Genomic DNA, 12,478 nt, shown 5'->3' with positions numbered 1-12,478 from the left:
ACAAGAGTGGTCTATAATATAAAAATATAAAGAAATACGGTGTAGCTATTTCTTTAGAAAGTGGAATTTTAAATGATTAATTACAGCGCAGATGAATTAGATATGATTCAGAAGCTTGAACTCAAAATATTAAAAGAAATTATTCGAATATGTAAAAAAGAAAAGATAGAGTATTTTTTAATTGGTGGAAGTGCTCTTGGAGCAATACGTCATGAAGGATTTATACCATGGGATGACGATATTGATGTTGGTATGACACGTGAGAATTATGATAACTTTTTGAGAGTAGCTGAACAGTATTTAGGAGAAGAGTTTTATTTACAATCACCCTCCTCTGATAGAAAATCACCCTATTCTTACAGTAAACTAATGTTAAAAGGGACTTTGTTCTTAGAGTATGCCCAAAGGAATTTAAAAACACAAAGTGGTATTTATGTAGATATTTTTCCATTTGATGAGGTTCCAGATAATGAGTCAGAAAATGAGAGACAATTTAAAGCGGTACAGTTTTATAAAAAGTTATATGTGATGAGGATGTTGCCAACTGTTTCTAAGGCTCCTGAGAATTTGATTCAAGCTTTAAAAGCTATTCTAAGGAGATGCATTTATTATAGCTTAAGATTAATTCCTAAAAGTTTAATACTCAAAAAAATTGATCAATTTTCTAGATTATATAATGGAACAAATCAATCTGCATTGGCTTGTTTAGATTTTCCGGTAAGAAATGTAGAGTATGTTCTAAAAACAACACTATATCCCTTAATTGAACATAAATTTGAAGAAATCACAATTTTATTACCTGGTGATTTTCATCAATACTTGACTACACATTATGGTGAGTACATGAAGCTACCACCTTTAGAAGAACGTGTTGGGCATAGACCATATTTGATTGATTTAGGAACATATGGAAAGGAAGAAAAATGAAGAGAGTGATTACTTACGGGACTTTTGATTTGCTTCATTACGGTCATATCAATTTATTGAAGCGTGCTAAAGATTTGGGAGATTATTTAATAGTAGGTCTATCTACTGATGAATTTAATCTTCAAAAAGATAAGATTTCATATTTTGATTATCAACAACGTAAAATTTTGCTTGAATCTATTCGTTATGTAGATTTGGTAATTCCTGAGATTTCATGGGAACAAAAACGAGAAGATGTAAAGAAGTATTATGCTGATATCTTTGTTATTGGTGATGATTGGGAAGGTAAGTTTGATTTTTTGAAAGATGAGGGCGTAGAAGTAGTATATTTACCTCGTACTGAAGAAATTTCTACTACACAGATTAAAGAAGATTTAAACAAGACCAAAGGTGGAAAATAATATGTCACAATTTACAGGAAAAACTCTTCTAATTACAGGAGGGACAGGTTCATTTGGGAATGCAGTTCTCAAGCGTTTTTTAGAAACAGATATCTCAGAGATTCGTATCTTTTCGCGAGATGAAAAAAAACAAGATGATATGCGTCATGAGTTTCAGGTAAAAGCACCAGAAGTAGCTGGGAAAATCCGTTTTTACCTCGGAGATGTGCGGGACTTGGCTTCGGTAAAAAATGCTATGCATGGTGTGGATTATGTTTTTCATGCTGCTGCTCTGAAACAGGTACCTTCTTGTGAATTTTTCCCTGTAGAAGCAGTAAAAACTAACATTTTGGGAACTGAGAATGTCCTTACTGCAGCTATCGAAGCTGGTGTAAAGAAAGTTATCTGTCTTTCTACAGATAAGGCGGCGTATCCTGTTAATGCTATGGGAACATCCAAGGCTATGATGGAAAAGATTGCTGTTGCTAAGTCACGGACGGTAAATCCTGAGCATATAAAGATATGTGTTACTCGCTATGGGAATGTTCTGTGTAGCCGTGGATCTGTAGTTCCTCTTTGGATTGAGCAGATTAAGCAAGGAAATGATCTTACAATAACTGAACCTAGCATGACACGTTTTGTCATGACATTGGAAGAAGCAGTAGATTTAGTTTTATTTGCATTTAAAGAAGGAAAATCTGGAGATATACTAGTTCAGAAAGCACCAGCATGTACGATTGAAGTTTTAGCTAAGGCTGTATCAGAAATTTTTGTCTCAAAACAAGATATTAGGATTATAGGTATTAGACACGGAGAAAAGATGTATGAAACACTACTAACTAATGAAGAGTGTGCAAATGCAATTGATTTGGGTGATTTTTATAGAGTTCCTAGTGATAATCGTAATCTTAACTATGATAAGTATTTCAAAGATGGCAGTACGAATAGAAATTTGTTGACAGAATTCAATAGTAATAATACTGATTTGATGGATGTAGAGCAAGTTAAAAGAAAGTTGCTAGAATTAGATGAAATACAGACAGCAATTCGTGATATGGTAGCAGATGAAGAGCTGTAAAATCTTTTAAGATACATTAAAATTATCAAGGATATATAATGTATCATTGTATTGTCGAGAGAGTTGACTATTAAAATAGCATATAAAACAAGGGGGGCGCATGATTAAAAATATTTTAATCACAGGAGCGAAAGGATTTGTAGGAAAAAATCTTATCTGTACTCTGGAAGCTTTGAAAGATGGACGAGATAGAACTCGTCCTAATTTAGAGATTGGAGAGATTTTTCAGTATGATCGTGATACAGATCCGATTTTATTAGAAGAATATTGTAAGAAGGCCGATTTTGTATTTCATTTAGCTGGTGTCAATCGTCCACAGAATCCTGATGAATTTATGGAGGGAAATTACGGTTTTTCAAGTAGATTATTGGAGATTTTAGAAAAGTATGAAAACACTTGTCCTGTTCTACTCTCGAGTTCTACTCAAGCTAGTTTAGAAGGCCGATTTTCGAACTCTGTATATGGACAATCTAAGCTAGCAGGGGAAGAACTCTTCTTCGAATATGGAAAGAAAACGGGAGCACCTGTCTTAGTTTACCGTTTCCCAAATCTTTATGGGAAGTGGTGTCGTCCTAACTATAATTCTGCTGTAGCAACTTTCTGTCATAATCTAGCTCACGATTTGCCTATTCAAGTAAATGATCCAAGTGTAGAATTGGAGTTGCTATATATTGATGATTTGATACAAGAGTGTATAACTGCATTGGAAGGAAATCCTCATCGTTGTAATCTAGATGGATTACAAATCTTACCTAGCCCATCAGGAAACTACTGCTATGTACCAACGACTCATCGTGCAACCTTAGGAGAGATTGTCTCTCTATTAGAAACATTTAAAAAACAGCCTGATAGTTTAGTTATGCCTGAAATTCCTCAAGGATCGTTTGAAAAGAAATTGTATTCTACCTACCTATCTTATTTACCAGTAGATAAGTTTAAGTTTCCTCTAAAAATGAATATAGATGAACGAGGTAGTTTTACAGAACTATTAAAAACAGAAAATGCAGGTCAATTTTCTGTCAATATTTCCAAACCTGGCATTACCAAAGGGCAACATTGGCATCATTCTAAGTGGGAATTTTTCATGGTTGTTTCTGGTCGTGCTTTAATACAAGAGCGTAGGATAGGGCTGGATGAAAACGGACAAGAATATCCTATTCTAAACTTTGAAGTGTCGGGCGATAAGATTGAGGCAATACATATGATACCGGGCTATGCACATAATATTATTAATCTTTCCGATACAGAAAATCTAGTTACTGTAATGTGGGCTAATGAGTCATTTGATCCTAGCCATCCAGATACTTTTTTTGAACAAGTGGAGAAATAAATGAAAATTAAGACAGATTATAGTGATATTCGTTTTAAAGATAATGGCAAACTTAAGTTATTGATTATTGTGGGAACACGTCCAGAGATTATACGTCTAAGTAGTGTTATTACTAAATGTCGAAAGTATTTTGATGTTGTTTTGGCGCATACTGGACAAAACTATGATTACAATTTAAATGGTATTTTCTTCGATGATTTAGGTTTAGACACTCCAGATGTATACATGGATGCTGTCGGAGATGATCTTGGTGCTACTGTAGGGAATATTATCAATACTTCATACAAATTGATGAATCAAATTAAACCAGATGCTTTATTGATTTTAGGGGATACAAATTCTTGTCTATCAGCTATTGCTGCCAAGCGTTTACATATTCCAATTTTTCATATGGAGGCTGGCAATCGCTGTAAGGATGAGTGTTTGCCCGAAGAGACTAATCGTCGGATTGTTGATATTATTTCAGATGTTAACTTAGCATACTCTGAACATGCTCGAAAGTATTTACATGAGTGTGGTTTACCTAAAGAGCGCACGTACGTAACTGGTTCTCCTATGGCAGAAGTGTTACATAAAAATTTATCTGCCATTAAGTCTTCAGATATCCATGAACGTTTGGGATTGAAAAAAGGAGAATATATCCTACTTTCAGCTCACCGTGAGGAAAATATTGATACAGATAAAAATTTTCTCTCTCTCTTCACAGCAATTAATAAATTAGCTGAAAAGTATAATATGCCAATCTTGTATTCTTGCCATCCTCGATCTAAGAAAAGATTAAAAGAGAGCAGTTTTGAATTAGATAAACGTGTGATTCAGCATGAGCCACTAGGCTTCCATGATTATAATTGTTTACAGATGAATGCGTTTGTTGTAGTATCTGATTCGGGAACTTTACCAGAAGAAAGTAGTTTCTTTACTAGTCAAGGTTACCCTTTTCCTGCTGTATGTATTCGTACAAGTACAGAACGTCCTGAGTCCCTAGATAAGGCAGGATTTATTTTGGCAGGTATTGATGAAAATTCTCTTCTTCAAGCAGTTGAAACTGCTGTTAGCTTGGCAGAAGATGAGGATTTTGGATTACCGGTTCCAGATTATGTTGAGGAAAATGTCTCTACTAAAGTTGTTAAGATAATACAGAGCTATACAGGGATAGTGGATAAAATAGTTTGGCGGAAAAACTGAATTGTATATTTTTAATAAAATAATCAATTCTTAATAGAACAGGAATAAAATTGAACGAATTCGATAGAAATGGCTTCTTTGACAGTAGAGGGGATTGCCATTCTATCGGATTATGACTTGTTTTTGCGCCTTATGTTTGATAGAATAAAGCAACAACACTTTAACAATTGCAGCGAGGTGATAATAATGGCAGTAATTTTTAAAAATTTGCTTATTGAAGAGAAGACTGAAGAAGGAAAACAATATATTCTACCTATTATAAATGGTGAGTATGACTTATCTGATGATGTAAGTTGTAGATTACGATGACTGAATGAGGAAAGTAAACGCTTGGAAGTGTTTGTTAAGGAGACGAACTCACTTGTCTAGTTCGTATTCTGTTAATGAATTGAAATCAATAAGTATCTTATTGTCATTTTTTTACGATGAGGAAGTTAGAGATTTTTAATGGATCTCTGATTACTATGTAATTTAGCATTGAAAAACTAAGAAATGGTGAAATTATGCCTCTTACACAGTTATTTGAAACATTCTTAGGAATTGATTTTTAATTGTATGCAAACAAAGTAGAATTCGCTTATTTCATGCTAAATGTAATATGAAGTAAGTGAATTTTTATAGATAAAGAAGAGTTTTTCTGTATTTTTTAGATGATAATATGAAAAATGTGATGATTGTTTTTCTTTTAGAGCAGTACACAATTAATAGTAATTGACTCTAAAACAACAAAGAAAGGTACCCCACTATGAAAGGTATTATTCTCGCGGGTGGTTCAGGAACTCGCTTGTATCCTTTGACTCGAGCTGCATCAAAGCAACTGATGCCGGTTTATGATAAACCGATGATTTACTACCCACTTTCAACATTGATGTTGGCTGGGATTAGAGATATTTTGATTATCTCAACTCCACAGGATTTGCATCGATTCAAAGAGCTTCTTCAAGATGGCTCTGAGTTGGGGATTCAATTGTCTTATGCAGAGCAACCGAGTCCAGATGGTTTGGCACAAGCCTTTATTATTGGTGAAGAATTTATTGGTGATGATAGAGTTGCTCTGATCTTAGGCGACAATATCTATCATGGACCTGGCCTTTCTAAAATGCTACAAAAGGCAGCTAGTAAGGAGTCAGGAGCAACTGTGTTTGGCTATCATGTGAAGGATCCAGAACGCTTTGGCGTTGTTGAGTTTGACAAGGATATGAACGCTATTTCTATCGAAGAAAAGCCAGAGCATCCACGTTCAAATTATGCAGTTACAGGTCTCTATTTCTACGATAATGATGTAGTAGAAATTGCTAAAAGTATTAAACCAAGCCCGCGTGGTGAATTGGAAATTACAGATGTTAACAAGGCTTATCTAGATCGTGGAGATCTATCCGTTGAGGTTATGGGACGTGGCTTTGCTTGGCTAGATACTGGAACTCATGAAAGTTTACTAGAGGCTTCACAGTATATCGAAACAGTCCAACGGATGCAAAATGTTCAGGTGGCAAACTTAGAAGAAATTGCTTACCGTATGGGCTATATCAGTCGCGAAGATGTATTGGCTTTAGCCCAACCACTTAAGAAAAATGAATACGGGCAGTATTTGCTCCGTTTGATTGGAGAAGCATAGATGACAGATGAATTTTTCGGCAAGACGCTTGCGGTTCGCAAGGTTGAGGCTATTCCAGGCATGTTGGAATTTGATATCCCTGTTCATGGTGATAATCGTGGCTGGTTTAAAGAAAATTTCCAAAAGGAAAAAATGCTCCCCCTTGGTTTCCCAGAGTCTTTCTTTGCAGAAGGAAAATTGCAAAACAATGTATCCTTCTCACGTAAAAATGTTCTCCGTGGCCTCCACGCAGAACCTTGGGATAAGTACATCTCTGTAGCAGATGATGGGAAAGTTCTGGGTTCTTGGATTGATCTACGCGAGGGTGAAACCTTTGGGAATACCTATCAGACGGTCATTGATGCAAGCAAGGGAATTTTTGTTCCTCGAGGTGTGGCTAATGGTTTCCAAGTCCTATCAGATACAGTTTCTTATAGTTATCTGGTCAATGATTACTGGGCTCTTGAACTCAAACCCAAGTATGCCTTTGTGAACTACGCTGATCCAAGCCTTGGTATTGAATGGGAAAATCTTGCAGAAGCAGAGGTTTCAGAAGCAGATAAAAATCATCCACTACTTAAGGATGTAAAACCTTTGAAAAAAGAAGATTTGTAAAAAGGAAAGAATATGACTGAATACAAAAATATTATCGTGACAGGTGGAGCTGGTTTTATCGGTTCTAACTTTGTCCATTATGTTTACGAGAACTGTCCAGATGTTCGCGTGACAGTCCTAGATAAGTTGACTTATGCTGGAAATCGCGCTAATATTGAGGAAATTTTAGGTGATCGTGTTGAGTTAGTTGTTGGTGACATTGCTGATGTGGAGTTGGTAGACAAGTTGGCTGCTCAAGCAGATGCTATCGTTCACTATGCAGCGGAAAGCCACAATGACAATTCGCTGAATGATCCATCACCATTTATCTATACAAATTTCATCGGAACCTATACTCTTTTGGAAGCAGCACGTAAATACGATCTTCGTTTCCACCATGTATCTACAGACGAGGTTTATGGTGATCTTCCTCTACGTGAGGATTTGCCAGGTCATGGTGAAGGACCAGGTGAGAAATTTACTGCTGAAACAAAATACAACCCAAGTTCTCCGTACTCATCAACGAAGGCCGCTTCAGACTTGATTGTCAAAGCCTGGGTACGATCATTTGGTGTCAAGGCAACGATTTCTAACTGTTCAAATAACTACGGTCCTTATCAACACATTGAAAAATTCATCCCACGTCAGATTACTAACATCCTAAGTGGAATCAAGCCAAAACTTTACGGTGAAGGTAAGAACGTTCGTGACTGGATTCATACTAATGATCATTCTTCAGGTGTTTGGACAATATTGACAAAAGGGAAAATTGGTGAAACCTACTTGATTGGGGCTGATGGCGAGAAGAATAACAAGGAAGTTTTGGAACTTATCCTTAAGAAAATGGGACAAGCTGAGGATGCCTATGATCATGTGACTGACCGTGCAGGACATGACCTTCGCTATGCGATTGACGCAAGTAAACTCCGTGATGAGTTGGGCTGGAAACCTGAATTTACCAATTTTGAAGCTGGACTCAAAGAAACAATCAAGTGGTATACAGATAATCAAGAATGGTGGAAAGCAGAGAAAGAAGCTGTTGAAGCTAATTATGCTAAGACTCAGGAGATTATTACAGTATAAAAAGCAGGAAATAACTGCTTTTTATTGCTATAGTGGAAAGAGTTACAAATTAGAAAGGTATAGATATGATTTTAATTACAGGAGCAAATGGTCAATTAGGAACTGAACTTCGTTATTTATTGGATGAGCGTAATGAAGAATACGTAGCAGTAGATGTGGCTGAAATGGACATTACCAATGCAGAAATGGTTGAGAAAGTTTTTGAAGAGGTGAAACCAACTTTAGTCTACCACTGTGCAGCCTACACCGCTGTTGATGCAGCAGAGGATGAAGGAAAAGAATTGGACTTTGCCATCAATGTTATAGGGACAGAGAATGTCGCAAAAGCATCTGAAAAGCATGGTGCAACTCTAGTTTATATTTCTACCGACTATGTCTTTGACGGTAAGAAACCAGTTGGACAAGAGTGGGAAGTTGATGACCGACCAGATCCACAGACAGAATATGGACGCACTAAGCGTATGGGGGAAGAGTTAGTTGAGAAGCATGTGTCTAATTTCTATATTATCCGTACTGCCTGGGTATTTGGAAATTATGGCAAAAATTTCGTTTTTACCATGCAAAATCTTGCGAAAAATCATAAGACTTTAACAGTTGTAAATGACCAGCACGGTCGTCCGACTTGGACTCGTACCTTGGCTGAGTTCATGACCTACCTGGCTGAAAACCGCAAGGAATTTGGTTACTATCATTTGTCAAATGATGCAACAGAAGACACAACTTGGTATGATTTTGCAGTTGAAATTTTGAAAGATACAGATGTGGAAATCAAGCCAGTAGATTCAAGTCAATTTCCAGCAAAAGCTAAACGTCCGCTAAACTCAACACTGAGCCTTTCTAAAGCTAAAGCTACTGGATTTGTCATTCCAACCTGGCAAGATGCCTTGAAAGAATTTTACAAACAAGAAGTAAGATAAGCAATAGAATGATTTTCTAGTCTAATAAAAGAGGCAGATAATAAACTCCAAAGGAGCTTAAGATGTACGATTATCTTATCGTTGGTGCTGGTCTTTTTGGTGCAGTTTTTGCCCATGAAGCAGCCTTAAAAGGAAAAAAAGTAAAAGTCATTGAGAAACGAAATCATATCGCGGGTAATATCCATACTCGTGAAGAGGAAGGAATTCAAGTTCATCAGTATGGTGCTCATATTTTCCATACTTCTGATAAGGAGATTTGGGATTATGTAAATCAGTTTGCAGAGTTTAACCGTTACACAAACTCTCCAGTTGCAAACTATAAGGGAGAGATTTATAACCTTCCTTTCAATATGAATACTTTCAATAAACTTTGGGGAGTTGTAACGCCAGCAGAAGCACAAGCTAAGATTGATGAGCAACGTGCGGTTTTAAATGGTAAAACTCCTGAAAATTTGGAAGAACAGGCGATATCTCTTGTAGGTACAGACATCTACGAAAAATTAATCAAGGACTATACAGAGAAACAGTGGGGCAAGCCAACTACGGAACTTCCAGCCTTTATCATTCGCCGTTTGCCAGTACGCCTGACCTATGATAACAACTATTTTAACGATACCTATCAAGGAATTCCAATTGGTGGTTATACTCAGATAGTTGAAAAAATGTTGGATCATGAAAACATTGATGTAGAAACAAATGTTGATTTCTTTGCGAATAAAGAGCAATATATGAAGGACTTCCCTAAGATTGTCTTTACCGGTATGATTGATGAATTCTTCGATTATAAGTTGGGTGAACTAGAGTATCGTAGTCTTCGTTTTGAAAATGAGACCCTGGATATGGAAAATTACCAAGGAAATGCAGTTGTGAACTATACGGATGCTGATACCCCATATACTCGCATTATTGAACACAAACATTTTGAGTTTGGGAGTCAAGCAAAGACTATCATTACTAAAGAACATTCCAAAACATGGGAAAAAGGTGATGAGCCTTATTATCCAGTTAATAATGATCGTAATAATCATTTGTATAAATCGTATAAAAAATTGGCCGATGAGCAAGGGAATGTTATCTTTGGTGGTCGTTTAGGACACTATCGTTATTACGATATGCACCAAGTAATTGGAGCAGCCTTGCAGTGTGTGAGAAATGAGTTAGATTAAATAAGTAAAATTGACCACCAGTTCTCATTTATAAAAGTATTAAAAATTCCTTGACTATGTAATGTAGTTGAGGGATTTTTTGATATTATTCATATTTTTGCAAACTTATTGTTTAAAAAATAATTTTCAAAAATTCAGAAAATTGTATTGAAAGGACTTGAAAAAGGGTCTATAATGAATAAAAAAACAAAGGAGAAGACTATGAAAACAAGAAAAGTATTGGCTCTTGCGGGAGTGACTTTATTAGCAGCGGGTGTTTTAGCTGCTTGTTCAGGGGGCTCAGGCGCTAAAGGTGAACAGACCTTTGCATTTACCTACGAGACAGACCCAGATAATCTCAACTACTTAACAACCAGTAAGGCAGCTACTTCAAACATTACTAGTAATGTGATTGATGGATTGCTTGAAAATGACCGTTATGGGAATCTTGTTCCCTCTATGGCAGAGGACTGGTCAGTTTCTAAAGATGGTTTGACCTACACTTATAAGATTCGTCAGGATGCCAAGTGGTACACATCTGAAGGTGAAGAATATGCTCCTGTTAAGGCTCAGGATTTTGTGACAGGTCTTAAATATGCGGCAGATAAGAAATCTGAAGCCCTTTACTTGGTACAAGATTCTATTAAAGGTTTGGACGCCTACGCTAAGGGGGAAAATAAAGATTTCTCTCAAGTTGGGATTAAGGCGATTGATGATCAAACAGTTCAATACACATTGAACAAACCTGAAAGTTTTTGGAATTCTAAAACAACAATGGGTGTCTTAGCACCAGTTAATGGAGAGTTTTTGAATTCAAAAGGGGATGATTTTGCCAAAGCAACAGATCCAAGCAGTATCTTGTACAATGGCCCTTATTTGTTGAAATCTATTGTAACCAAATCTGCTGTTGAATTTGCGAAGAATCCAAACTACTGGGATAAGGACAATGTCCATATTGACAAAGTCAAATTGTCATTCTGGGACGGTCAAGATACTAGTAAACCTGCAGAAAACTTTAAAGACGGTAGCCTTTCAGCAGCTCGTCTCTATCCAACAAGTGCAAGTTTTGCAGAGCTTGAGAAAGAGATGAAGGACAATATTGTCTATACACAACAGGACTCTACGACTTATGTAGTGGGGACAAATATTGACCGTCAGTCCTATAAATATACTTCTAAGACTAGCGAAGAACAAAAGACATCTACTAAAAAGGCTCTCTTAAACAAGGATTTTCGTCAGGCTATTGCCTTTGGATTTGATCGTACAGCCTATGCCTCTCAGCTGAATGGACAAACTGGAGCAAGCAAAATCTTACGTAATATCTTTGTTCCGCCAACATTTGTTCAATCAGATGGTAAAAACTTTGGCGATATGGTCAAAGAAAAATTGGTGACTTACGGGGATGAATGGAAGGATGTTAATCTTGCTGATGCACAAGATGGTCTTTATAATCCAGAAAAAGCCAAGGCAGAATTTGCCAAAGCCAAGTCAGCTTTGCAAGTTGAGGGAGTACAATTCCCAATTCACCTAGATATGCCTGTTGATCAAACAGCAACTACAAAAGTTCAGCGCGTCCAATCTATGAAACAATCCTTGGAAGCGACTTTAGGAACTGATAATGTCATTATTGATATCCAACAATTGCAAAAAGATGAAGTGCTTAATGTAACTTTGTTTGCACAAACTGCTGCTGGTGAGGATTGGGATATTTCTGATAACGTTGGATGGGGACCAGATTTCTCAGATCCATCAACTTATCTTGACATTATCAAGCCTTCTGTAGGAGAAAATACGAGAACTTACCTAGGATTTGATTCAGGAAAAGACAATGAGGCGGCTAAGAAGGTCGGTCTCAATGATTATGATAAAATGGTCAATGAAGCAGGGGAAGAAACTACAGATGTTACAAAACGTTATAACAAGTATGCCGAAGCTCAAGCATGGTTGACAGATAGTGCCCTAGTCATTCCAACGACATCTCGTACAGGGCGTCCAATTTTGTCTAAGATGGTACCATTTACTTTACCTTTCGCTTTCGCAGGTAACAAGGGGACAAGCGATCCGCTCCGCTACAAATACCTTGAACTTCAAGACAAGGCAGTCACTGTAGAGGAATACCAAAAAGCCCAAGATAAATGGATGAAAGAAAAAGAAGAATCTAATAAAAAAGCGCAAGAAGAACTTGCAAAACATGTGAAATAAGATAAAAAGAAGTTAGTTATTCGCTAACTTCTTTTACTTTCTC

12 protein-coding genes are annotated in these 12,478 nt (G+C 36.7%); all 12 read left to right on the top strand.

Translation table 11 applies throughout. The features are described 5' to 3' along the window. The first annotated feature begins 72 nt into the window (after positions 1-72). The 12 genes from HMPREF1048_RS05985 to HMPREF1048_RS05930 all read left to right on the top strand — a co-directional run bounded on the left by HMPREF1048_RS05985 (position 73) and on the right by HMPREF1048_RS05930 (position 12,435). Positions 73-927 (top strand): LicD family protein, encoded by an 855-nt coding sequence (locus HMPREF1048_RS05985; protein WP_000611639.1) that lies wholly within the window; start codon positions 73-75, stop codon positions 925-927. Beyond that, positions 924-1,328 carry a glycerol-3-phosphate cytidylyltransferase gene (gene tagD, locus HMPREF1048_RS05980; protein ID WP_000832257.1) on the top strand — a complete coding sequence of 135 codons (405 nt, stop codon included), beginning with the start codon at positions 924-926 and terminating at the stop codon, positions 1,326-1,328. Before HMPREF1048_RS05985 ends, tagD begins: the two co-directional genes overlap by 4 nt. Before the next feature lies 1 nt (position 1,329). Continuing rightward, a complete protein-coding gene (cps4J, locus tag HMPREF1048_RS05975) occupies positions 1,330-2,385 on the top strand; it encodes a capsular polysaccharide biosynthesis protein Cps4J (RefSeq protein ID WP_000077422.1) in 1,056 nt (351 codons plus the stop codon). A 100-nt stretch (positions 2,386-2,485) separates the two neighbouring features. Continuing rightward, positions 2,486-3,715, top strand: coding sequence for a capsular polysaccharide biosynthesis protein Cps4K (cps4K, locus tag HMPREF1048_RS05970; protein ID WP_000594469.1), 1,230 nt, complete (start codon positions 2,486-2,488; stop codon positions 3,713-3,715). Next, positions 3,716-4,900, top strand: coding sequence for a capsular polysaccharide biosynthesis protein Cps4L (gene cps4L, locus HMPREF1048_RS05965; RefSeq protein WP_000695338.1), 1,185 nt, complete (start codon positions 3,716-3,718; stop codon positions 4,898-4,900). 186 nt (positions 4,901-5,086) lie between these two features. Beyond that, complete coding sequence (locus tag HMPREF1048_RS13585; protein ID WP_004248655.1) at positions 5,087-5,209, top strand: hypothetical protein; 123 nt, start codon at positions 5,087-5,089, stop codon at positions 5,207-5,209. Between the two features lie 436 nt (positions 5,210-5,645). Continuing rightward, entirely contained in the window at positions 5,646-6,515 is an 870-nt protein-coding gene (gene rfbA / locus HMPREF1048_RS05955) for a glucose-1-phosphate thymidylyltransferase RfbA (protein ID WP_000676135.1), read from the top strand. Further along, a complete protein-coding gene (locus HMPREF1048_RS05950; RefSeq protein WP_000128959.1) occupies positions 6,516-7,109 on the top strand; it encodes a dTDP-4-dehydrorhamnose 3,5-epimerase family protein in 594 nt (197 codons plus the stop codon). Positions 7,110-7,121: 12 nt separating this feature from the next. After that, the gene (rfbB, locus tag HMPREF1048_RS05945; protein ID WP_000141497.1) at positions 7,122-8,171 is read left to right on the top strand and encodes a dTDP-glucose 4,6-dehydratase; all 1,050 of its coding nucleotides are present in this window, start codon (positions 7,122-7,124) and stop codon (positions 8,169-8,171) included. Between the two features lie 65 nt (positions 8,172-8,236). Further along, positions 8,237-9,088: a dTDP-4-dehydrorhamnose reductase gene (gene rfbD, locus HMPREF1048_RS05940; protein WP_000600904.1), complete on the top strand. Its 852-nt coding sequence runs from the start codon at positions 8,237-8,239 to the stop codon at positions 9,086-9,088. 62 nt (positions 9,089-9,150) lie between these two features. Then, complete coding sequence (gene glf, locus HMPREF1048_RS05935; protein ID WP_000272499.1) at positions 9,151-10,254, top strand: UDP-galactopyranose mutase; 1,104 nt, start codon at positions 9,151-9,153, stop codon at positions 10,252-10,254. Positions 10,255-10,455: 201 nt separating this feature from the next. After that, entirely contained in the window at positions 10,456-12,435 is a 1,980-nt protein-coding gene (locus tag HMPREF1048_RS05930) for a peptide ABC transporter substrate-binding protein (RefSeq protein WP_000857584.1), read from the top strand. Positions 12,436-12,478 lie beyond the last annotated feature (43 nt).

The organism is Streptococcus mitis SK575 (genome assembly GCF_000257865.1).
In the GTDB taxonomy this organism is placed as follows: Bacteria; Bacillota; Bacilli; order Lactobacillales; family Streptococcaceae; genus Streptococcus; species Streptococcus mitis_CQ.
The sequence above is the reverse complement of the archived record's forward strand: the minus strand, read 5'-3'. Positions and strand labels throughout refer to the sequence as shown.